Raw genomic sequence first — 22,916 nt, 5'->3', positions numbered from 1 at the left:
GCGTTGTCGGTTGCCGGTTGTCATGGTTGTGTTGCCATCGACGCCCTGCTTTCAATGCATTGCCACCTTGCAGTTGCAAGGTGGCAGCGTCGGCCCGCCCTTTCCCCCTTTTTGTTCGGTTGCCCCCATGCAAGCGCTGTTTCACCTGATCGAAACCTACGGCCTGTACCTGGTGTTCGCCAACGTACTGGTCACGCAACTTGGCGCGCCGGTTCCCGCCTACCCGACCTTGATCATGGTCGGCGCGCTGACCAGCCGGGGGGATTATTCGATCGGTGCGGTGCTGGCAACCGCCGTGGCGGCCGCGCTGGTGGCGGATTTCGTCTGGTTCACCGCTGGCCGGCGATACGGTCGCCGCGTCATGGCCGCGCTCTGCAAACTGTCGCTATCGCCAGACACCTGCATGCGCCAGACCGCAAACATCTATTCCCGCTGGGGCGCACCGTCGCTGCTGGTGGCGAAGTTCATTCCCGGCTTTGCATCGCTGGCCAGCACGCTGGCCGGCACGGTGGGTACACCACGCACCAGCTTCCTGCTGTTCGATGCCGCAGGTGCCGCGATCTGGACCAGCGTGGCGCTGGTGTTGGGCACCGTATTTTCCACCGCCATTGACGACGTGCTGGCCACCATTCAGGCGCTGGGCACGTGGGGCGCACTGCTGTTGTTGGCGGCATTGGCCTTGTTCGTCGCATTCAAGTGGTGGCAACGCCACGCACTGATCCGCACGCTGCGCATGTCGCGGATTTCAGTGCACGAACTGGGCACCCTGCGCGACAAAGGTGCGTCGCTGGTAATTCTGGATGTGCGTCCGACCGACTCGCAGGCTGCCGGCCGTATTCCTGGGTCTTTGCCTGTGCCTGATCTGGATATCTCACGGCTTGACCTGGATATCGGCGCGGATACCGACGTGATTCTGTATTGCGATTGCCCGAATGAAGTCACCGCGGCACGCCTGGCGCGCCAGTTGATGCGGCGCGGTTATCGACGGGTGCGGCCGTTGACGGGCGGCATGCAGGCATGGGCGGCGGCGGGGTATGCGGTGGAAGTGCCGGACGATGCGGAGACGCTGCCGGTTTCGTAAACCGTCGAGAGGCTGAGGCTGGATTCGTTGTTGAGTTGGGCAGGACCGCAGGTGCTGCGCAAGCACCAATCTGCCCGAAAAAGCTACTCTGTCGGTTTATAGAAAGTCCCACACCGCTCACACCGCCGCAACTCTCTCCAAGCGGCCATCGCCGACTCGTGCGCCTCATCATGCCCGCTTTCGGTCTCGAAATACACGAACATGCCCAAGGCGCAAAACAACACCGCGATCAGCCATAGCCAGGACATGGCAAAACACAGGAATAGCGACAGCGCGGTGAGAATTCCGAAGAAAAAGCTCAGGCTGCTTCGCTGAGGCGGTGCAGCCAAACGAGACGCGTGGGTCTGATTGAGCCCCGATGCCACGAAGGTACCAATCCCGCCTCCCGGTTCGCCAGAAGCAATGCCCGTGGCGCGAACAGAGACATGCGTCAATCCTTCGCTATACACAAGGCTTGCCGATTTCCAGTCGTCGCTATTGCACTTCGGGCACGACATGTAGATTGAACGCTCCGTTGTCGCTCGAACATATAGACGAGCGGGTAGGCAAGTTTAACTTTGAAGTGGCTGATGAGGTGACGAGGCCAATCCAATCCTGTCCAATACTTTGCGACGCGATACCCGCGAATAACAAAAGCCCGCTGAACTTTCGTTCGCGGGCTTTTGTTTACTACCGATATTCTGGGTACCTATTTCAGTACCAATCTTGGTGCCGTCGGCGAGACTCGAACTCGCACAGCTTTCGCCACTACCCCCTCAAGATAGCGTGTCTACCAATTTCACCACGACGGCGGTGCAACCAAGACAGAAAGTATATCAGTTATTTCGCGGGCGTTGCAGGCACGGCACCAGAATTTTGAGCCGGAGCCGGGGTCGCCGGCACGGACGGCACGCTGGACGTCGAACCCGATGCGGCGGGCTGGCCCGGCACCGACGGAACGGAACGATCAGCCGGCACGTTTTCCATCACGCCGCCGCCACCAGGTGCGGTTGCGCCAAGCGGACGCGTACCGACGTAGGCCAGCGATGCGGTGGTGACGAAGAAGACCACGGCGGCCCACTTGGTGCTGCGCGACAGGAAGTTGGCAGCACCGGTGGCACCGAACAGGCTACCGGCCGAACCACCGCCGAATGCGGAGCCCATGTCGGCACCCTTGCCCTGTTGAAGCAGGACCAGCACGATGATGGACAACGCAGAAATCACCTGCACGACGAGCAGGACCGTAAACAACATGGACATCAGAAACTCCGGGTTGAAGCGCCCGCTTCCGCGATACGCAAGAATTCTTCGGCGTTGAGCGCCGCACCACCAATCAGGCCGCCATCGATGTCGGCCATGGCAAACAGGCTGGCCGCATTGGCCCCCTTGACGCTGCCGCCGTACAGCAAGCGCACGGACGCACCGTCTTCGCCCAGCAGCTTGCGGATGGCCGCATGCACGTCCTGGGCTTGTTCGGGGCTGGCGGTCTTGCCAGTGCCGATGGCCCACACGGGTTCGTAGGCAATGACCAAGCGACGCACGACGTCGCTGCCCAGTGCCAATACCGGTGCCAGTTGGCGTTCGACGATGGACAGGGTTTGATCGGCTTCGCGTTCAGCCAACGATTCACCGATACACACCACCGGGATCAGACCGGCGTCGAGCGCGATCTTGGCCTTGTCGGCAACCAGTTGGTCCGACTCGGCGTGATACATGCGGCGCTCGGAGTGGCCGACCAGCACGTAGCGGCTGCCGAAGTCGCGCAGCATGGTGGCCGACACTTCACCGGTATAGGCACCGCTTGCGTGGGCGCTGACATCTTGTGCGCCCCAGGCGAGGTCCGAGCCGGTCAGGGCCGATTCGGCTTGCGCCAGATACGGGAAAGGCACGCAGACGCCGACATCGCAAGATGCCGTGATGGCCGAGTTGGCCACGCCTTCGCGAACGGCCGACAGAAGCGACCCGTTGGCGGACAAGGTGCCGTGCAGCTTCCAGTTGCCAAGAACCAGCTTGCGAATGGACTTGCTGGCAGTGGACTTGCTGGCGGTGCTTCCCGAACTATTCGATGCGGTAGAGACGCTCATGGGCTGGAATGAAAGGCCTGTGCCTGATATGCATGGTGGGACGTGAACCCGGGCTGATTCCCCGACATGGTCACGTAGCGGGCGCGAAAAAGCCGCCGCAGACAAACGGGCATTGTATCGGCTTTTGCGCCGGAAACCGATTTGCCCGGCCCATCCACCACGAATGTCGGGCCGGAACGTTGCTAATTGCACCTTGCAGCGATTGCCAGCAAGGTGCGTTCAGCGGCATTTGCGGCACGGCATGGGTTGGCCATGCCGTGCTCGGTCGAACAAACCTACCCTTACACGGTCAGCACGATCTTGCCGATGTGCGCCCCGCTTTCCATCATCCGGTGCGCGTCGCCCGCCTGCCCCAGCGGGAAACTGGCATGCACCTGCGGGCGCAGCTTGCCTTGCGCAAACAGCGGCCAGACCTGCTCACGCAGTGCAGTGGCGATCTGCCCTTTGTAGGCGTCGCTACGCGGGCGCAGTGCAGATCCGCTGATCGAGATGCGGCGCTTCAACAGATGAACCAGATCGACTTCAGCCTTGGTTCCGCCTTGCAGCGCAATGATCGCGATCCGGCCATCGTCGGCCAGGCATTCGATATCACGCGGAATATAGGAACCCGCCACCATGTCCAGGATCACGTCCACGCCGTGACCATTGGTCAGTTGGCGAACTTCCTGCGCGAAGTCCTGCGTGCGGTAGTTGATGCCGCGCGTGGCACCCAGCTTTTCCACCGCCGCCACCCGCTCGTCGCTACCCACGGTGGCATACACCGGATGGTCAAACGCACGTGCCAGCTGAATGGCAGTGGTGCCGATACCGCTTGCCCCGCCATGCACCAGCAAGGATTCACCCGGTGCAAGCTTGGACCGGTCGAAGACGTTGATCCAGACCGTGAAGAAAGTTTCCGGCAGGCTGGCCGCTTCCACCATGCTCAAGCCTTCCGGGATCGGCAGGCAGTGCTGGGCGTGGGTCAGGCAGTATTCCGCGTAGCCACCGCCCGGCGTCAGCGCACACACCTTGTCGCCAATCGAGAAGCCCCCCAAGGCCGCATCGCCGGCGACGATCTCGCCGGCCACTTCCAATCCGGGCAGATCGGATGCGCCGGGCGGAGCCGGGTATTTGCCGGCACGCTGCATCAGATCCGGCCGGTTGATGCCGGCAGCAGCTACCTTGATCAAGACCTGGCCCGGCCCGGGAACCGGCATCGGCCTTTCAGCCGAAACCAGCACTTCCGGCCCGCCGGGACGCGAAATTTCTACTGCAAGCATGCGTTCTCTCCTGGCAACAAGGGATAACTGAAAACGGCTCAGGCCGCGTCGAGCGCTTCCGGGTTGACCAGATCGGTCGGACGACGTCCGGCCAGGCCTTCAACCAGATTGCCCGCCGCATCGCGCGCCATGCGGTCACGCGTTTCCTGCGTGGCAGAACCGATGTGCGGCAAGGCCACGACATTCGACAGGCTGGCCAGCGGCGAGGTGCCCGACAGGGGTTCGTGCTCGAACACATCCAGGCCGGCACCGCCAATACGACGTTCCTGCAAGGCCTCGATCAGAGCGGCTTCGTCCACCACCGGACCACGTGCGATATTGATCAGGATACCGGTGGGCTTCATCAGCGCCAGTTCCTCCTTGCCGATCAGACCCTTGGTGGCATCGCTCAGCGGCACGGTCAGCACCACGAAATCAGACTCGGCCAGCAGTGCCGGCAGTTCGCGGTACTGCGCGCCCATGGACTGTTCCTGCGCGGGCTTGCGGCTGTTGGCGTGATACAGCACCTGCATGCCAAAGCCGTGGTGACCACGCTTGGCCACTGCCGTGCCGATCCGGCCCAGGCCCACGATACCCAGACGCTTGCCGTGCACATCCACGCCGAACTGTGCCGGGGTAATGCTCTTTTCCCACTTGCCTTCGCGGATCAGGGTGGACATCTCGATGGCGCGGCGTGCCGTGCACAGCATCAAGGTCAGCGCCACATCGGCCGTGCTTTCCGTAACCGCCGAGGGCACGTTGGTCAGCAACACGCCATGACGGGTCAGCGCATCGACGTCGTACGAATCGACACCTGCCGACCCTGCGGCAACCACTTCCAGATTGGGGGCGTGTGCGAGCAGTGCTTCGTCGAACTTCACACCGACGCCGATGGTGCCGTGCGCCTCGCGCAGGGCTTCAAGAAACGCAGCACGGCCTTCGCCGTTGGGCTGCGTGACAACCGTCACGTTGAACTGCGCGGCCAATTCTGCACGCAGGGATTCAGGAATCAGGCTGTAGACGACAACGTTCTTTTTCATGAGCAAGCGGAACCCAGGACCGGTCCGGACAAAAATGCCGGACATCGACGGCTATTGTCCGGCATATGGCAAGGTCCTGCATCGCCTACCTCTTTTGTGGGGGTAAGCGTGGTCGGGATAAGTGGTCCGGTTCAACGCCGCGCAAGCGCCGGTCTGACTTCGCGCAAAGGCATGCGGAACGTGAAACGCGTCTCGCGGGTGGTCGACACCACATCGAGCGTGCCGCCGTGCGCACGCGCAATCTCGGTGGCAATGTACAGACCTAGCCCAAGCCCTTGATGACTGGGGCTGGATGCCGCACGGAAAAATGGCAGGAACAGGCTGTCCAGCGTCTTGGCGGGAATCGGCGCACCCTGATTGATCACCGACAACACAAAAAAGCCACCGCTGTCGCTGGCCTCGACCTGAACCGGCCGGCCTGGCGCACCATGCGAAATCGCATTTGCAAGCAAGTTGGACAGCAGCTGGCCCACGCGCCCCCGATCACAGTCCACCATCGTCATGATCGACAGATCGGCGTTGATGACCTGATCGGGCCAGATCGATTGCAGCTCGGCAATCACATGCGTCAGTTCGGCCTCAAGCGGTTTGTTCGCATTGCGCTCCAGCGTCAGCCCACCACCCAGCCTGCCGCGCGCAAAGTCCAGCACGTTATCGATCAGCACCGCCATGCGGCCGACGCTCTTCTGAATCAGCGTGACCATGGCCGTGGCCCGGGTGTCGAGCACACTGCGCCGAAGCACTTCCGCGCCTGCGTTGATCGAGCCCAGCGGGTTGCGCAGATCGTGTCCCAGCACCGCGATGAACTGCTCACGCAGCACCGAACTCTGACGAGCATCGAGCAAAGCAGCCTCGCTGCTGGCAAGGCGCTCCTGGGCATCCAGATGGAAGCCGATCAGCTGCGCGAAAATCTCGAACATTTCGACGGTGGCAGACGACTTCAAGGCCATCGGCTTGGGATCGATGGCACAGAGCGTGCCGAAGAACTCACCGTTTTCCCGAAAGATCGGCATCGAGATATAGCTTTGGAAGCCATACATGGCCGGCGTGGGGTGCCTGCTGAATACCGGGTCTTCGTCCACGTGATCGATCACCACCGCCTGACGGCTGCCACGGATCTCGTTGCAGATCGTGGTTTCGATCTTCAACTCGCTACCCTTCCACAGACCGAACTCGATCTGGTCGCGCACGGCACAGACCACCCAGCGTTCAGCAGTAACACGCGCCACGGCAGCGAAACCCATGCCGGTGGTGTTACAGACAACCTGAAGAATCTTCTCTACCGAATCAATGCGGGATATCGCAGCAATATCGTCGTCGAACGTTCGGCCACTCATCGTCTGACATTCCTCAAGTCATCACGCTTTCCGTTCATGGAGATGCCCACGGCAGGCATGCAAACCGCACGCTGACGAGTCATTCGAGCCCCTCGAAACGGAAACAGGCTCTTCCTGCCGGGTCCGGCTGGCAGACGCAGACAGAGCGAGCGATTCTACCAAACACCTCATCAACAATGATGAGACAAGCGCCACCTGGCGGTCCACCATCTTGCGCAGGTCCATACGTTGCACCGACGCAAACAGTTGCAGCCAGATCAGCCTGGCACGCAAGAAAAATGGCATGGCGCTGGTGGTCCGTTGTCATACGTCACCGCCGCCCCGAGCCATGACTGACCGCGCTGCGCATATCGGCCGGCGTGCACGACATCTATCGGTGTACACAGATCGGTGCGCCAGCCCGCAAACAAGGCAAAACGGGGTGTAATGCGGCGGGAATTCTCCGCCACATCACACCCCAGCTCGTCGCTCATCGTGCGACTTGAATCTGCCTGCGCACCGAGGCTCAGCGGATTCCCTAATTCACTTGCGGCGATGCCGATTGCCAACCACCACCCAAGGACCGGAACAGGCTGGCAAGCGCCATCTGCCGCTGAGTGCCGATGTCGATCAGGCTGGTCTGATTGACGAAGTCGTTGCGCTGTGCATCCAGGTAACGCAGGTGGTCATCGACCCCGGCGCGGTAACGTGCCTGCGACAGACGCAGCGTTTCCTGGCTGCTGGCCACCAATGCCCGTTGTGCCGCTTCTTCACGACGCAAGGTATCGGTAGCCGCCAGCGCATCGGCCACTTCGCGGAAAGCCGTCTGCACCGCTTTCTCGTAACCCGCCACCGCACTGTCCTTGCGAATCGTGGCGAGATCCAGATTGGCCTGATTGCGCCCGCCATCGAAGATCGGCAAGGTCACCTGCGGCATGAAGGACCACGCAAGCTGGCCCGATCCGAACAGGCTCGACAGTTCCGTGCTGGACGTGCCGAACAGGCCGGTCAGCGAAATGCGCGGGAAGAACGCCGCGCGTGCAGCACCGATGTTGGCATTGCGTGCACGCAGCTGATGTTCCGCCGACCGAATGTCGGGGCGCTGTTCAAGCAGGTCTGAAGGCGTGCCCGCGGCAATATCCTGCACCAGCAACAAGTCGCTGGCCGGATACGACGCCAGTTGCGCTTCGATATCACTCACGCCCACCAGCAGGCCCAGTGCATAAGTGCTCTGGCGGATTTCACGCTCGGTACGCGCAAGCGACACGCGCGCCTGTTCGGTCAGTCCCTGGGCCTCTTGCTGGTCCAGCGCCGTTGCCGTGCCCGCCTGACGGCGACGGGAGATCAGGTTCAAGGACGCTTCGCGCGAGGCCAAGGTCTGCTCGGTCAGACGATGACGGCGCTGGGCACCTTCACGCGTCAGATACGCCTGGATCACCTCGGACACCAAGGTGATGTGTGTGCTTTGCGTGGCGGCTTCCGTAGACAGGAATTCTTCCAGCGCCGCATCGGACAGCGCACGAACACGGCCGAACACATCCAGCTCAAAAGCCGCCAAGCCGATGTTTGCCTGATAGCTGCTCTGGGTGCTTGCCTGCCCGGTAGTGCTTTGATCTGCCGGAACACGCTGACGGGTAGCGCCCGCGTCGGCGTTGATACCCGGCAAGCGGTCGGCCCGCTGCACGCTGTACTGTGTGCGCGCGGCCTCCACGTTCAGCCAGGCCTGGCGCAGATCACGGTTGTTGCGCAAAGACAGGTCGATCAATGCACGCAGGCGCGCATCCACCACGAAATCCTGCCAGGCCAGCGTGGCAACGGTGGGTGCACCAACAGCTTGCCCGGCGGCACCCGGCACCGCCGGCCACTGCACCGGGATTGGTGCCTCGGGACGCTCAAGCGTCGGGGTCAGCGAGCAACCGGCCAACAGCACGCTCATGGCCAGTGCACAACGCTTGAAAGTAACGGACATGCTGCGCATCAATGTTGCTCCCCGGCATGGGTTTGCGGCGAGGTGGTGGTGTCGGCGTGCTTGCCCGATTTGCGCGAGAACAGCGACAACACCCAGACGAAGAAGATAGGCACGAAGATCACGCCCAGCAGGGTTGCGGTCAGCATGCCGCCAATCACGCCGGTGCCGATGGCACGCTGGCTGGCAGCACCTGCGCCGGTGGCAATCGCCAGCGGCACCACGCCCAGGATGAACGCAAGCGAGGTCATCACAATCGGGCGGAAGCGCAGCCGGGTGGCTTCCAGTGCAGCCTCGACCAGCGTGCGGCCCTGCTCGCGCAGTTCCTTGGCGAATTCCACGATCAGAATCGCGTTCTTTGCCGCCAGGCCAATGATGGTGATCAGGCCCACCTTGAAGTACACGTCGTTGGACATGCCCAGCACCGTTACCGCCAGCACGGAACCCAGGGCACCGATCGGGACGATCAGCATCACCGCAGCCGGAATGCTCCAGCTTTCGTACAAGGCCACCAGCAGCAGGAACACCACCACGATGGCCAGCGCGAACAGGAAGGCAGCTTGTGAACCGGCCAGGCGTTCCTGGTAGGACAGACCCGTCCACTCGTAGCCAATGCCAGGCGGCAAGGTGGACACGATGCGTTCAAGTTCGGCCATTGCCTCACCGCTGCTGAAGCCGGGTTTGGTGTCGCCAGAAATCTTGAATGCCGGGTAGCCGTTGTAGCGCGACAGCTGCACGGGTCCGGTTTCCCACGAGGTCGTCGCAAACGCGCTGAACGGGACCTGTTCGCCGCTGGCGTTGGGTACGTGCAATTTCAGAATGCGCTCGGGCGTCATGCGTTCAACCACATCGGCCTGCACCACCACACGCTGCAAGCGTCCGGAATTGGCGAAGTCGTTCACGGTGGCCGACCCATAGGCGCTGGACACGGCAGTGTTGATCGTGTCGAAACTCACACCCAGCGCACGCGCTTTCTCGCGGTCGATATCCAGGCGCAATTGCGGCGCGTCCTGCAGACCTTCCATCATCGCGTACAGAATCACCGGCGAGCTATTGGCCTCTTGCAGCACCTTGTTGCGTGCGGCAACCAGCGCGTCACGACCCAGCCCCGCACGATCTTGCAGGCGCAGCGAGAAACCACCCGAATTGCCCAGACCCTCGATGGGCGGTGCATTGACTGCCATGACCTTGGCCTCGGTCATGCCAGCAAAATGGGCATTGAAAGCCGCCACTTCATCCTCGGCAGACTGACCCTTGCCACGCACCGACCAATCTTTCAACGTCGGGAACACCAGACCTGCGTTTTCACCACTGCCCGAGAAGCTGAACCCCAGAATGGCAATCGCCGATTCCGTGGCCTCGCGCGACAGCATGTAGTCCTCAAGCGTCTTCATGACCTTGTCGGTACGGGCATGGGTAGCACCGGCCGGCAATTGCACGTCAACGATGTAGTAGCCCTGGTCTTCCACCGGCACGAAGGATTCGGGCAGGCGCATGTAGAAGAATCCAAGCAGCACCACCAGGCCCACATAGATCACCATGTAGCGGCCGGCACGGCGCAGCAGACGCGAATTGAGTGCCTCGAAGCTGGAGGTCAGCTTGGCGAAACGACGGTTGAACCAGCCAAAGAAACCCTTCTTTTCTTCATGGTGGCCCTTGGGCACGGCCTTGAGCAAGGTCGCGCACAGGGCGGGGGTCAGCGTCAGGGCCAGGAAACCCGAGAACAGAATCGAGACCGCCAGCGACAGCGAGAACTGCTTGTAGATGACGCCCACCGAGCCGCTCATGAAGGCCAGCGGGAAGAACACGGCGGACAACACCAGCGTGATACCGACGATGGCACCAGACACCTGCTGCATGGCCTTGACGGTGGCATCACGCGGCGACAGACCTTCTTCGACCATCAGGCGTTCGACGTTTTCCACCACCACGATGGCATCGTCCACCAGAATACCGATGGCCAGCACCATGCCGAACATGGTCATCATGTTGACCGAAAAGCCCAGCACGTACATCACGCCCAGGGTTCCCAGCAAACATACCGGCACCACAATGGTGGGCACCAGGGTGTAGCGGAAGTTCTGCAGGAACAGGAACATCACCAGGAACACCAGCAGCACGGCTTCGCCCAGCGTCATCAGCACTTTCTGAATCGCCACGCCCACGAAGCGCGAGGTGTCGTAAGGCACCGAATATTCCAGGTCTGCCGGGAAGGTCTTCGACAGTTCAGCCAGGCGTGCCTTCACGCCTTCAGCCGTTTGCAGCGCATTGGCACCCGGGCTGAGCTGCACAGCAGCCGCCACACTCTTCTTGCCATCCGAACGGGTCTCGAAGCCGTAGCTCTGACGACCGATTTCCAGGCGTGCCACGTCCGACAGCAACACACGCGCACCACTTGCGTCCGCGCGCAACACAATGCCGCCGAACTCTTCGGGCGTGTCCAGCGTGCCTTTCACTGCGATGGTTGCAGTCAGTTCCTGATCGGCATTACCAGGGCGGCTGCCGAAGCTGCCTGCCGGCACCTGGACGTTCTGCGCCGCAATCGCAGCGCTGACATCGGCCACCGACAAGCCATATCCGACCAGCTTCTGCGGATCGACCCACACGCGCATGGCCGCTTCAGCCGCAAAGAACTGCAGCTTGCCGACGCCCGGCACACGGCGGACTTCGTTGTTGATGTTGCGTGCGGCGTAGTCAGCAAGTCCCACAACGTCTTTGTTGGCCGCATCACCCTTGTAGGTCAGCGAATAGATCAGCAGAAAGCCGGCGTTTGCCTGTTCGACCTGCACGCCTTGCTGCGTGACGGCAGCGGGCAGACGCGCTTCGGCTTTCTTCAAACGGTTCTGCACGTCCACCTGTGCCAGGTCAGGCTCGGTGCCGGGCTGGAAGGTGACGGTGATTTCGCCCACGCCCGTGGAGCTGGCGGACGATTCGTAATACAGCAGGCCCTTGGCACCGTTGAGTTCTTCTTCGATGACACTGATCACCGAATCGACCACGATGGAGGCGGACGCACCGGGGTAGGTGGCGCTGATGGATATCTGCGTCGGTGCCACGGTCGGGAATTGCGACACCGGCAGCGACGGGATCGCCAGCAAGCCGGCGAGCGCGATGAAAATGGCGACCACCCACGCGAAGTTGGGGCGGTCGATGAAAAATTTCGGCATGTTCTATCCTGGGAGTTCGGGCGTAGGCGGGCATGTGCGGGACATCACCCGCGCCTTGGTTCAGGTCTTGGACGCGCCGGCAGCAGCCGATGTCGCAGGGGCCGCAGCAGGCGGTGCCGCCACGACCACTTTCTCGCCGGGACGGGCATTGCCTGCACCGTTGACGATTACCCGTTCGCCACCGGTCAGTCCTTCCGTCACCTGCCATTCAGAACCCTGCATCACGCCCATGCGAACGGTGCGCGATTCAACCAGGTCGTCCTTGCCAACCAGCAGCACGCTGGCCGTGCCGTCGCCGCCGCGCTGCACCGCACGTTGCGGCACCAGAATCGCGGCGGGCTGGCTGCCCTGGCCGGTGTGCACGCGCACGTACATGCCGGGCAACAACATGCCGTCGGGATTGGCGAATTGGCCGCGCAAAGACACTTGGCCGGTACCACGGTCCACCGTGATGTCGGAGAACAGCATTTCGCCATCACGCTTGTGTTCGGTGCCATCAACCGTGATCGAGATCGGCACCGTGCCCTGTCCTTGTTGGCGTTCGCGCAGACGCAGCATGTCGGCAACGGGCTGCTTGAAGTCGGCGTAGACCGGATCAAGCTGCTGGATGGTCGCCATTGCGGTGGTTTCGTTCTGTCCCACCAGCGCGCCTTCGGTCACCAGCGCACGGCCGATGCGGCCAGCGATCGGTGCCTTCACTGTGGCGTAGTCCAGGTTCAGGCGCGCTGTCTGCACGTCGGCCTGGGCCGCCTGACGGGCCGCCTGGGCGCTTTTCAGGGTGGTCTGCGCAGCATCGAAGTCCTGTCGGCTGACGGCCTCGATCTCGACCAGCGGGCTGTAACGGCGAACCACCGCCTCGGCATCGAACACGGTTGCCTCGGTTCTGGCCAATTCGGCCTGGGCCCGCGACAGCGCCGCCTTCAGCGGAGCCGGATCAATGCGGAACAAGACCTCGCCTGCCTTGACGTCCGCGCCTTCCTTGAAGTGGCGGCTGAGCACAATGCCAGGCACACGGGCACGCACCTCAGCCACGCGAACCGCTTCAATGCGGCCAGGCAGGTCGCTCGACAAGGCCAGCGTACGTGGCTGAACGGTGACGACTTCTACTGTGGGGGTGGGCGGCGCATAGGCTTGTTCAGGCGCTTTGCCGCAAGCGGCCAATACGACAACGGCGAACGAGGCGGCAGGCCACCACATGCTTCGAGGCTTGATCAACATTGGAACCCTTACGACTTAAACAGAACGACGAGGGTCCGAATGATACGACAACAATCATTATGAATCCATTAAGATTCAATTAAGATGAAATTAATCAAAAATTTGACTTCAAGCGGGTTTTTGTGAGCACGAATCCGGCTGGCATGCGAAAATCCGCCGGGAAACGGTTTTTTTGGATCAATTTCGAACCAAAAGAATCTATCAAGAATCTTCGGAGTGATGCATGGCAACCTTGGACGCGCCGCAGGAAGAAAACCGGCTGTTGGTGGCACTGGCATCGGCCATGGTCGACCGACCCCGCGCTACCTTGCAGGAACTGGCCCAGGCGGTTGGCGTCAGCAAGGCCACGCTGTACCGCTTCTGTCGAACCCGCGAGCAGTTGGTGGAACGCTTGATCCACCACGGCACGGTGGTGATCGGCCACGCAATTGCGTCAGCCGAGCTGCATACCTCGCCCCCTCTGGAGGCCTTGCGGCGCCTGATCGCCAACAACCTGGAACATCGGGAACTGAGTTCCTTCCTGATGCACTACTGGAAGGATGCGTCGACCCCGCCCGCTGCAGGCGAAGAATGGGAAATCGCGCTGGACACGTTTTTCCTGCGCGGCCAGCAGGAAGGCGTCTTCCGCATCGATCTCACCGCGTCGGTGCTGACCGAACTGTGGATAACGATTTTCATGGGTCTGATCGATGGCGAACGGCGCGGCCGCATTGCCCGTGCCGGCATGGCCGGACTGGTGGAACGGGCGTTCCTGCACGGCGCGGCAAAGGCCTGACAACGCTCAGTCAGCGTCCCCGAAGACCTCGGCGCGGTTCTTGCCCGCGCGTTTTGCCGCATAGCAGGCCACGTCGGCATCGCTGATCAGGCTGTGTACCGGCTCGTCTTCGCCACCAAAACCCCGAATCCCGATGCTCGCGCCCACCGGGGGCATGCCGGACTCGGAAGACGCTCCTGCCGCATTCACCGCCGCAATGATCTTGACCGCCAGCGGCCGGGCGCGCAGCGGTTCACAATGCCTCAGCAACACCAGGAACTCGTCGCCGCCCAGCCGCCCCATGACGTCGCCGACGCGCAAGGTCTTGCTGATTACCTTGGCGATCTTGCGCAGCAGGCTGTCGCCAGCCGCATGGCCAGCCAGATCGTTGACGGCCTTGAAACCGTCCAGATCCAGGAACAGCAAGGCGTGCACGCCGCCATCGGCCAGCCAGTCGCGCAGCATCAATTCCAGATAACGCCGATTGCCCACACCGGTTAGCGGATCGTTGAACGCATCGCGCTGCAAGCGCAGCAGCTTTTCCTCGTTTGCCAGCGCTTCCGATTTTCTTGTCGTCACATCCAGCATGTGCAGCACGGCATGAGACGCTGCGCCAGCAACCCGCAAGGATCGGGCACCGAACAGTTGGCAACAGCCTCTGCTACCGCCCTTTCGATAGAAATCGATCTCGACGCCCGACACGATCTGCGATTCCTGATTGCCCCGTTCCCCCTCGAACGCGATATCGGACAAGTCCATGCCGATCAGGTCATTCAAGGTGCATCGCAGCAGGTCGTCAATGCCGTATTCGAACATCGCGCCGGCCGCCCGGTTTGCATCGATCAGACTGCCATCATCCAGCACCACAATGGTTGGAATACCCGAGGAAACAAACGTCTTGCGGATGCGTTCTTCGGTCTGCTCCAGGCGGTGGGTTTCCAGACGCAGGTCGTTGGTCACGGCGCGCAGTTGCCGTTGCGTGTCCTTGGCCCGGCGTTCGCTTTCCCGCAATTCCGTTTCGTGGCGCTTGCTCTCGGTAATGTCCCAATGCAGCGCATACATCTGCCCGTCACCCGACCAGTTCATGGTGATGCGCACCCAGCGCTTGCCGGGCAGCGGCAGCTCGAACGGTGCCCCGGAGAAATACAAGGCATCGACCAAGGCCACGGAAATGTCGTGCTCGTGCAGCTCGCGCTCTTCCGCCACCTCGGTGTTGCACCATAAGTCATGCACGATCTCGGCGTAGGTCTTGGTCACCACCTCTTGTGCGTCGGTGAAACCATAGATAGCCAGAAATTGCGCATTGACCGACACGATGCGCCGCTGCGCATCCAGAAACGCCGCCGCCGCGCCCACCGTATCAAGAAACGCCGATGGGTCGGGAATCGCAATCGCCGAGGCCATGCGCTCGGGCTGCTGGTCGCGCAACTGATTGGGGTCATTCGCCTGGATCTGCACCCAGATCCGCAGCCGGCCGCCCGAGGACTCGGGCACGGAAGACACTCTTACCCAGCGTCCGTTGTGCTCGAAGTGAAAGGGCCGCGTCTGTGTCCGATTGCGAAGCACACCTTCTGCCACGTGGCGCTCCAGCAGCGCCACGTCGTCACTGCTCATTCGGGAAAGGTAAAAACGCCGAAGATTTTCCTGATAGGGCTCACCTTCGAAGATGTGACCCCGATGCTCGGGAAAGAAAAGCAGGAAGGTTTCGTTCCACAGGATGGCACGATCCTGCGCGTCGAAGGCGCAGAACGCCACATCCAGCGTGTCCAGCAACCTGGCGATAGAGCGGTAGCCCATTGCAACGTCATACGATGAAGGTGAAGCCGCCATATCGATGCGGCACAGCTTCCAAGCCTATCTGAGGCCAAGCCAGTTTTCGCGACACTGTGGTCCAGGCGCGACGACTGCAGGCGCACAGCGCTATGCCATCGCAGGGGAACCGGCCGGTTTCGCAAAGCTTGTCTGCGCGAGCAAAGCCCCATCATGTTTCAGCGGGGTGCTCGCGTGGCGATCAGCCTGCCGTGTGCACCTGCGGCAAGCTGTGCTGCCAGCCCAGGAACGGCATCAACTCGCGTGAGGTGTGCCAGATTTCCGGGGACTCCACCGCCATGTGCAAGCCGAGCGAAATGGGGTAGAAGCCGCGCACGAAGTCTTTGGGTTGCGCGCTCAGCAGCGTATCGGCATAGGCCAGGAAGGCGTCTAACGGTTTGGTTTGCAGCGACAGCAGGAACACCATCTGCCGCCAGGCATACGCCGCGTTCTTGCGACGATGACGTTCCACATGATGGCCACCTCCTGTCAACTGCAAATGACGCAGCACCCAGGCGAAACACTTCCGTGCCAGTTCATCGGCACCGGTCGTCAACCGCTCACGCACACCAGGCAGCTCCAACAACAAGGCCAGGTTGTGGCTGGTAATGACCAATTGTTGTTCGATGATGCGGCCGTTGCTGACAGCTCGCCACGAGCCCAATTGTTCACCCGCGCGGTCTGCGCACAGGGCGGCGAGCATCTCTCCGGCACTGCCCGTATCGGCAGCCGACAGGCGACGGGCCATGTCGTGGTAATCGATTCGGTAGTAGCGCGCGTACAGCGAGTCGCCTAGATGCTTCGCGGCAAGCTGGGTGGCTGCCACGAATTTCGGCGAAAACCTGCCCATGAAAATGTCGGCCGCCAGTTCTTCGGTGAACGGCAATTGCCGGCCGGCCTCGTCGGCCAAGGCGACAAATTCCTGCAGCAGCTTGTTCGGCAATGCCGTCTGGGGGAACTGAGACAAGGCCAGGAATGCGAATTCATCGAGCGCCGTGCCAGCGGTTTGAGCAGCCGTGGCATTGGTATCACGAAAGAGGTTGAGCGCGGCGACCCAGGGCAGCTCATGGATCTGAACCTGTTTTTGCAGGTCCAGCAGCAACAGGGAACGTCGCCGACGAAATGCCTGGTAGATGGCGGCGTACAACATGCGCAGGTAATCGTCATCAAAGCTGGCTGCGCGCAGCTGGCTGGTTCGCTGGGGCAGGAGCCTGGCCAACACCTCGGCAGAGGTCACCACGCCACGCTGGATCAGCCCTTCGGGCGAGTCCAGTACGCAGCGACGCAAGCGACGCAGCATGCTCTGGCGCGCTTTTATCTCGGCAGGTGTGCGCAATGGGTGTTGTGCAGATGCCTGCGTTGATGACGTATTCAGCACATTGTGGGTTGCCGGCACATTGTGGGTTGTCGGCACATCAGGCACGTCAGCCAGATTCACCACCTGCAACACCGCATCCACATCGTCCAGCCCGGCCGAAGGCGCGTAGCTGGCCAGCCGGTTCGCCACCGTCACCGCCAACTGCTGATGCGTCTGCGCAGTGGCATGGCCACGTTGCCGTGCGCGTTGCGTTTGTGCCGTCGCACTGTCAGGCGTGCCCCGCACCGCCATATAACGCGCAACGATCAGGCGGACCCGTGCCACTTGCTGTCCGGTCAGCTGCGCCGGGTCCTTGACTGCAAGGGCCAGCGCATCCATCAGCACCACAAAAGGTTCACCCGCAGCAGAGAAGCGCCTGGATGCGGCATGCTGCGACCGAGCGCGTGCGACGTCCGCAATAAGCGCTTGCACGCGTGCAGGCCAATCAGTCGGCACCTGCTTGAACGGCCATCCGCCCTGCAAAACCATTCGGCCGTGCTCGTCATGCAACCACTTGCCCTGCTCGTCCTTCAGCGCAACAGGAAGCGTCCCCTCGACGGTTTCCAAAACCAAGTCAACCGCAGCGTCATACAGCGGTATCCACACGCCAACGGCATTACGCTGCGCCAGCACCTGGCGTTTCGGGCGGATATCCCGCAGCCGTTTAACCACCTGGCCGACAGACTCCAGGTGGACCCGCGCATCATCGACGGGTTCGGCCTGCGCGGTATCGATGCGGGGGTAAAAGCGCAGCTCGTGGGCCAGCGGGGCCAGCACGGCAATCAATTCACCGGCGAGATCGGCATATCCATTCGCCACCAGCCAGGCGACGACGGGCAGCGCGGCTTCTTCCGGGGTATCGATCACGACCTGGCGTGATGAAACGGCGTTGCGCAGTCGATCCAGACCAGCATCCGACAGGAAGTAGCGGTTCAATGCCAGTCGGGGCGATGCGGTGTCGCTCAGCCCAAGCTCGTCGAGCAGCGCCACTTCGTGTGGCAACAACGGCCCCGCCGCCAATGCGACGCCAGTCGCAAAACCACCGGTGGCAACTTCCAGCGTCACCCATTCCGGGTAGCCATCCACCGGCTTGCGATTACCCACCGCCAACTTGCCGGACAGCAAACCATCAACCACGGCGCGCCAGCGGCGCAGCTTTTCCTGAACGGGTTCGCCACGCGCAGCGGCGTCCAATGCGCGCTGCAGTTGGTTGAGGCTGTAATCGCTTCCGATCGGTGCTGGCATCGAACCTCTGAAAAAGCTGTGCGGGTAAATTCTGGGTCCGGGGGCTGGATTCGAACCAGCGCCGTCTCGGTTGGAGCCAAGCGTTCTGACCGCTGAACTACCCCGGAACTGAAGACAGGACTTTATCACTGCCGGCGTTTTGGACAACTGTGGGCCCCCTACGCCACCACAGGGCGATGCGCGACCCGCGCGCGCACGTCGGGAGACGCCAGGCAGCTTGCAACGGCCTCATATCCTGGTGAGCCGGGGTACGGTGCCACGCGGCTTGGCGGGCTGTGATTGGGCGGGCAGAGAATGATGGCTTCGTCAGGCCCGACGGCGCTCAGATCCAGAATCGACGACGATCGCGTCATCAGAAACAGCCGCCGCCCACCGTCCTTTGCGCGCATACGCAGATAGATGATCAGCGCTTCTTGTGTCGCTTGGTCCAGGCCTTGTTCCACCATGTCCACCACCAGGGCACCACGCCCATCGGACTCCACTGCAACCATCAAGCTTGTCAGCGCATCGGACTGGTTTGCTCCTTCATCCACCAGCCATGTGCAGGCGCGATCAACGCGCATAGCCAGCACCGGATCGGCCTTCAGCAAATCCGCTGCGGTTGCGCCGCCCTGCCCCACGCGATCCAGCCCCAGAAAGCCCCCACCTGGCAGCGCTGCAGCCAGACATTCGGCCAACCGCGTTTTCCCACTGCCCAGTGAACCGACGAGGTAGGTCAACGGCCTGATGTGGCGAAGCTCAAAACGTTCGCCGCCCCAGGGCCAGGGAAGGTCAAACGCCACGCTGATAGCGGACGCGGGATGCAGCAACTGGGGCAAGGCGTCGGCAGGCATGGCCCCCGCCGCCAGATCGGCCTGAAGCTGTCGAAGTTTGTCGAGCTTGCGCACCAGATCATGCATCTGGTCGTTCAAGGCTGACTCCTGCGTCGCCAGGGCCAAGCCCAGCGTATCTCGATCACCCGTCAGTGCCTTTGCCACTTGCGCCAGGCTAAGGCCCAAAGCGCGCAAGGCCGCCACATCGGCCGCGCGCGCCATATCTTCGACACCATATGCCCGATAACCGGCTACGGTTCGCCCTGGCGTCAGCAGGCCGTGCGACTCATACAGCCGCAAGGCCTTGATCGATACGCCAAGCGATCTGGCTGCTTCCGAGGCGCTCAAGCACTGGGGATGCGCGGGCGCGGGAAGGTCTTGCATAAGTGGTGTTGGCAAAAACACGGTTCACCTTTCATTTGTCAGCTATGTTGCCAAGCATCAGGGCGGCCCCTGGGGTCGGGTCAATCGGGGACGAATGATTTTTGCGCAAACCTGTGCGCAACCATTTGTGCATAAATTTGCGCGGGACAGACAAACGACAAGCCGAGCAACAAATTGCCGCAAGCAAGTCAGCTAATCGTCCAGAAGACGCCAGCCACGCTGTCTACACTGTGCCCCTCGGCACAGCATGCCCGGAACAGACCGGGACAAGGTTTCATGAAGAGGAGCAACGACATTGACGGACGCGGGAACAGGCAGTGAAACCGCTATCGATCACCCTGCCCATTGGCAACGACGCTGGCATGAGATTCTCGATATCCATGCACCAGAAGAAGACGATGCGATAAGCCAGACAGGCTCACCCCAATCGCTTCCAGACGTAGGGGACGACTCCCGTCTTCACACCGCGTTCTGGTCAGTTGGCAGCACGGACGATGCCGATGCGCGCAGGCAGTTGATCAGCATCCTGCCCGCTGGAGAACTGATGCTGGCCCGGCTGGAAGCGCACCTGTCGCGCGCGCCAGAAACCATCGATGCCGACCAAGCCAGGTTGCTGCTTCGCCAAGGTTTGATGTCGATAAACAGCCTGAACCTGGAAGCCCCCGAACCCGACGCCCCGGTACGGCTGCTGGATGAAAGCCTGGAGCCTCTGCTGAGCGCTTTCGCCACGGCTGACTCGCCCTTCATACATTTCCGCGACATGCTGGGCGAACTGGCGCAGCAACACAGCGGACAAGTAGGCATGCAGGCGTTCTACTTCCTGTCCGAGCCGCTGTACCAATTGGCCGCATCCTACGAGGTGGCGGACTGGATACGTTGGCCGCTATGTGCTGCGCCCGATGCTGACGACCCTACGCTGCCGATCTACCAGCTTGCGGTGGGTGGCTGGTCGGCAGGCTGGGACAGCCAGGGGCTGTTCCTGTTCGACCGGCGACACGAAGTTCAGAAAAGCCGGTAGAAACAAGCTGGAATCAAAGACACGACAGGGGTGGAAATGCAGGCAGAAACCTCTTCATGCCGGCACTTCCACCTTCACCGTTCCAGCACACGCCGCCGCATCACCGCCACCAGCGCGGTCCCCAGCGAACATATCGCCAGGTACACCAAGGCCACGAACAGATAGACCTCGACCACCGTACCGTCACGCTGCGCCACCTTGGTGGCCGCGCCCAGAAAGTCGTTCAGGCTGATCACATACACCAGCGACGTATCCATCAGCAGGCCGATGGACTGGTTGATCAGTGAGGGCATCATGTTGCGAAACGCCTGTGGCAACACGATCAGGCGCAGTGCGGTGAATTTCCCCATGCCCAAGGCGGTGGCCGCCTGCATCTGCCCTTTGGGCACACTGCCCAACCCACCCCGGATGATCTCCCCGAAATACGCCGCTTCGGCCAGCACGAAAGCGGTCAATGCGGCATACACCGGACCGACATCCAGGTTCGGATTGCCGGTAATGGCGCGCAATGCGTAAGGCACCAGGAAGTACACCCAGAAGATCGTCAGAATCAACGGGATCGAACGGAACACATCGGTATAGAACCGCGCCACGCGCGCCAGCCAAGGCGGGCCGAACAGCCGGGCAATGGCAAGCCCGGTGCCGAACAGAATGCCCAGCACCATGCCGACCACGGTAAGCATGGCCGTGGTGTACATGCCATCCAGCAGGTACGGCCAAGCACGATTCAGGGCACCCCAGTTGAAGCCATCCATACGTCAGCTCCCCGCCTGCCAGGAATGCGCAAACGCGTTTCGACATGCCGCATCAACAACACCACGCACCAGGTGACGCCCATGTAGATCAAGGTCGCAGCCAGGAATGCTTCAAAGGGCTGCGCGCTGAATTCGCTGAATTGCCGGGTGCGACCCGTCAGTTCCATCAGGCCGATGGTCAAAGCCACAGCAGAATTCTTGAACACGTTCATGAAGTCGGATGTCAGCGGCGCAACGATGATGCGCAATGCCTGCGGCACGATCACCAGCCGATAGGAATCGACAAACCCGAGCCCCATTGCCATGGCGGCCTGCTTTTGCCCGCGTGGTACTGACTCGATGCCGGCACGAACCAGCTCAGCAGCCTTGGCCGCGGTGAACAAGGTCAGCGCCAGCAGCATGGTCAGGAATTGGCTGGTGGTGGCCGGTGCCTGCTTGATTGCGCGCCCGATCGCCTCGGGCAGCAGTTCCGGCACCACGTAGAACCACAGGAAAACCTGCACCAGCAGCGGTATGTTGCGAAAGCAATGCACGTATACCGCTGCAGGCCACCGCAGCAAGGGGCTGGGCAGGGTTCGGGCAATGCCGATACCCAGCGCCAGCACCAAGGCCAGCACCCAGGCACTGAGAGACAACAGCACCGTCCAGCCCAGGCCACTTGCCAGCAGCCGCCAGTAGACCCCCTCGCCGGTCACGGACTGCTTGAAGTAAACGAGGAAGTCCCAGCTGTAGTTCACGGATCAGAGAACCTTGTCGGAAGGGTTCTCGTAAAGCTCGCGGGTGGCTGGCTGCATGGGCATCTGCAGATTGAAGCCATTGCGCACGTTCAGCGGCTGGGTGAAATACTTTTCGTACAGGGCAGTCATTTCGCCGCGCTTCATCATGTCGATGATCAGATCGTCCACCAGCTTCTTGAACTGCGCATCCCCCTTTCGCATCATGCAGCCATAGGCTTCACGTTCCAGCGGTTCACCCACGATCTTCCATTTGGCAGGATTGCGAGCACGGGCAGCGCTGGAGAACAAGCCGCTGTCGTCGGCCACGAAGGCATCGGCGCGGCCCGATTCAACACTCATCGACCCTTCGTTGATGTCGGGTGCCATGATGATGTTGATGCCCAGCTTTTCACGCTCGTTGACCTGTCGTAGCAAGCGCTCGGTCGTCGTGCCCGCCCCCACCACCACGTTCTTGCCCGCCAGGCCCTTCCAGTCGGCAATCGCTGAATCCGACCGCACCATGATGCGTGCGCCCACCGAGAAATAGGTCACCGAAAAGTTCACCTGGTTTTCGCGTTCCAGGCTGTGCGTGGTCGAACTGCACTCCAGGTCCACCGTCTGGTTGGCCACCAGCGCAATGCGCGTCTGCGGCGTCACTTCCAGATTGCGCGTCTTCAGGTCGGCGCGATTGAGCACCTGTTTGACCTTGTCACTGACGCGCAGCGCAATTTCCCACGCGAAGCCCGCCTGCTTGTTGTTGTCGTCCAGATAATTGAAGGGCACCGATGCCCCGCGCGTGCCCAGCGTGATGGTGCCGGTGTCCTGGATTTTCTTCAGCGTGCCGGTGAATTCCTGTGCATGCAGCGAGGTCGCCAGCATGGACAGCGATACGCAGAAAGCGGCTTTTACAGATGTTCGAATTGTGATCATGGTTGTCTCCTCTTTTTTTATAAGAAGCGCGCCGCGAGTCACAGCGC

18 protein-coding genes and 2 tRNA genes are annotated in these 22,916 nt (G+C 61.6%); 3 read left to right on the top strand and 17 right to left on the bottom strand.

Features of this window, described 5'->3' with window-relative positions; genetic code table 11:
• Positions 1 to 127 precede the first annotated feature (127 nt).
• Positions 128 to 1,081 carry a rhodanese-like domain-containing protein gene (locus FXN63_RS07500; protein ID WP_148814087.1) on the top strand — a complete coding sequence of 318 codons (954 nt, stop codon included), beginning with the start codon at positions 128 to 130 and terminating at the stop codon, positions 1,079 to 1,081.
• A gap of 83 nt (positions 1,082 to 1,164) precedes the next feature.
• Here FXN63_RS07500 and FXN63_RS07495 read toward each other — a convergent pair whose 3' ends face one another.
• From FXN63_RS07495 to FXN63_RS07450, 10 genes are all read right to left on the bottom strand, one after another.
• The gene (locus FXN63_RS07495) at positions 1,165 to 1,578 is read right to left on the bottom strand and encodes a hypothetical protein (RefSeq protein ID WP_148814086.1); all 414 of its coding nucleotides are present in this window, start codon (positions 1,576 to 1,578) and stop codon (positions 1,165 to 1,167) included.
• Positions 1,579 to 1,787: 209 nt separating this feature from the next.
• Positions 1,788 to 1,872, bottom strand: a tRNA-Leu gene (locus FXN63_RS07490).
• Between the two features lie 28 nt (positions 1,873 to 1,900).
• Positions 1,901 to 2,320 (bottom strand): preprotein translocase subunit SecG, encoded by a 420-nt coding sequence (secG, locus tag FXN63_RS07485; protein ID WP_148814085.1) that lies wholly within the window; start codon positions 2,318 to 2,320, stop codon positions 1,901 to 1,903.
• On the bottom strand, positions 2,320 to 3,144 hold the full coding sequence (tpiA, locus tag FXN63_RS07480) for a triose-phosphate isomerase (protein ID WP_148814084.1): 825 nt from the start codon (positions 3,142 to 3,144) through the stop codon (positions 2,320 to 2,322). The genes secG and tpiA overlap by 1 nt, the downstream gene beginning before the upstream one ends.
• Positions 3,145 to 3,425: 281 nt before the next feature.
• Positions 3,426 to 4,403, bottom strand: a complete 978-nt coding sequence (locus FXN63_RS07475; RefSeq protein WP_148814083.1) for an NAD(P)H-quinone oxidoreductase — start codon at positions 4,401 to 4,403, stop codon at positions 3,426 to 3,428.
• A 38-nt stretch (positions 4,404 to 4,441) separates the two neighbouring features.
• The gene (locus FXN63_RS07470; protein ID WP_148814082.1) at positions 4,442 to 5,422 is read right to left on the bottom strand and encodes a 2-hydroxyacid dehydrogenase; all 981 of its coding nucleotides are present in this window, start codon (positions 5,420 to 5,422) and stop codon (positions 4,442 to 4,444) included.
• 131 nt (positions 5,423 to 5,553) lie between these two features.
• Positions 5,554 to 6,759, bottom strand: coding sequence for a GAF domain-containing sensor histidine kinase (locus FXN63_RS07465; RefSeq protein ID WP_148814081.1), 1,206 nt, complete (start codon positions 6,757 to 6,759; stop codon positions 5,554 to 5,556).
• Between the two features lie 517 nt (positions 6,760 to 7,276).
• The gene (locus tag FXN63_RS07460; protein WP_148814080.1) at positions 7,277 to 8,707 is read right to left on the bottom strand and encodes an efflux transporter outer membrane subunit; all 1,431 of its coding nucleotides are present in this window, start codon (positions 8,705 to 8,707) and stop codon (positions 7,277 to 7,279) included.
• Positions 8,708 to 8,715: 8 nt separating this feature from the next.
• On the bottom strand, positions 8,716 to 11,871 hold the full coding sequence (locus FXN63_RS07455; protein ID WP_148814079.1) for an efflux RND transporter permease subunit: 3,156 nt from the start codon (positions 11,869 to 11,871) through the stop codon (positions 8,716 to 8,718).
• Positions 11,872 to 11,931: 60 nt separating this feature from the next.
• The gene (locus FXN63_RS07450) at positions 11,932 to 13,068 is read right to left on the bottom strand and encodes an efflux RND transporter periplasmic adaptor subunit (protein WP_246165058.1); all 1,137 of its coding nucleotides are present in this window, start codon (positions 13,066 to 13,068) and stop codon (positions 11,932 to 11,934) included.
• 244 nt (positions 13,069 to 13,312) lie between these two features.
• Here FXN63_RS07450 and FXN63_RS07445 point away from each other — a divergent pair, with 244 nt between their 5' ends.
• Positions 13,313 to 13,864 (top strand): TetR/AcrR family transcriptional regulator, encoded by a 552-nt coding sequence (locus FXN63_RS07445; protein WP_148814077.1) that lies wholly within the window; start codon positions 13,313 to 13,315, stop codon positions 13,862 to 13,864.
• 6 nt (positions 13,865 to 13,870) lie between these two features.
• On the opposite strand, the gene FXN63_RS07440 is transcribed toward FXN63_RS07445, so the two are convergent.
• From FXN63_RS07440 to FXN63_RS07425, 4 genes are all read right to left on the bottom strand, one after another.
• Positions 13,871 to 15,640, bottom strand: a complete 1,770-nt coding sequence (locus FXN63_RS07440) for a sensor domain-containing diguanylate cyclase (protein ID WP_187395142.1) — start codon at positions 15,638 to 15,640, stop codon at positions 13,871 to 13,873.
• Positions 15,641 to 15,854: 214 nt separating this feature from the next.
• On the bottom strand, positions 15,855 to 18,254 hold the full coding sequence (locus FXN63_RS07435) for a hypothetical protein (protein WP_148814075.1): 2,400 nt from the start codon (positions 18,252 to 18,254) through the stop codon (positions 15,855 to 15,857).
• 32 nt (positions 18,255 to 18,286) lie between these two features.
• A tRNA-Trp gene (locus FXN63_RS07430) sits at positions 18,287 to 18,361 on the bottom strand.
• Between the two features lie 51 nt (positions 18,362 to 18,412).
• Positions 18,413 to 19,450: a MerR family transcriptional regulator gene (locus FXN63_RS07425; RefSeq protein WP_148814074.1), complete on the bottom strand. Its 1,038-nt coding sequence runs from the start codon at positions 19,448 to 19,450 to the stop codon at positions 18,413 to 18,415.
• A 295-nt stretch (positions 19,451 to 19,745) separates the two neighbouring features.
• Between FXN63_RS07425 and FXN63_RS07420 the strand changes: the two genes are divergently transcribed.
• Positions 19,746 to 20,468 carry a hypothetical protein gene (locus tag FXN63_RS07420; RefSeq protein WP_148814073.1) on the top strand — a complete coding sequence of 241 codons (723 nt, stop codon included), beginning with the start codon at positions 19,746 to 19,748 and terminating at the stop codon, positions 20,466 to 20,468.
• Positions 20,469 to 20,542: 74 nt separating this feature from the next.
• Here the strand turns inward: FXN63_RS07420 and FXN63_RS07415 are convergent, their stop codons facing one another.
• The 3 genes from FXN63_RS07415 to FXN63_RS07405 are packed head-to-tail and all read right to left on the bottom strand — an operon-like array spanning position 20,543 to position 22,869.
• On the bottom strand, positions 20,543 to 21,223 hold the full coding sequence (locus FXN63_RS07415) for an amino acid ABC transporter permease (protein ID WP_148814072.1): 681 nt from the start codon (positions 21,221 to 21,223) through the stop codon (positions 20,543 to 20,545).
• The gene (locus FXN63_RS07410) at positions 21,196 to 21,960 is read right to left on the bottom strand and encodes an amino acid ABC transporter permease (protein ID WP_148814071.1); all 765 of its coding nucleotides are present in this window, start codon (positions 21,958 to 21,960) and stop codon (positions 21,196 to 21,198) included. The genes FXN63_RS07415 and FXN63_RS07410 overlap by 28 nt, the downstream gene beginning before the upstream one ends.
• A gap of 3 nt (positions 21,961 to 21,963) precedes the next feature.
• Positions 21,964 to 22,869 (bottom strand): transporter substrate-binding domain-containing protein, encoded by a 906-nt coding sequence (locus tag FXN63_RS07405; RefSeq protein ID WP_148814070.1) that lies wholly within the window; start codon positions 22,867 to 22,869, stop codon positions 21,964 to 21,966.
• Positions 22,870 to 22,916 lie beyond the last annotated feature (47 nt).

The sequence above is a fragment of the Pigmentiphaga aceris genome (assembly GCF_008119665.1).
In the GTDB taxonomy this organism is placed as follows: domain Bacteria; phylum Pseudomonadota; class Gammaproteobacteria; order Burkholderiales; family Burkholderiaceae_B; genus Pigmentiphaga; species Pigmentiphaga aceris.
The sequence above is the reverse complement of the archived record's forward strand: the minus strand, read 5'-3'. Positions and strand labels throughout refer to the sequence as shown.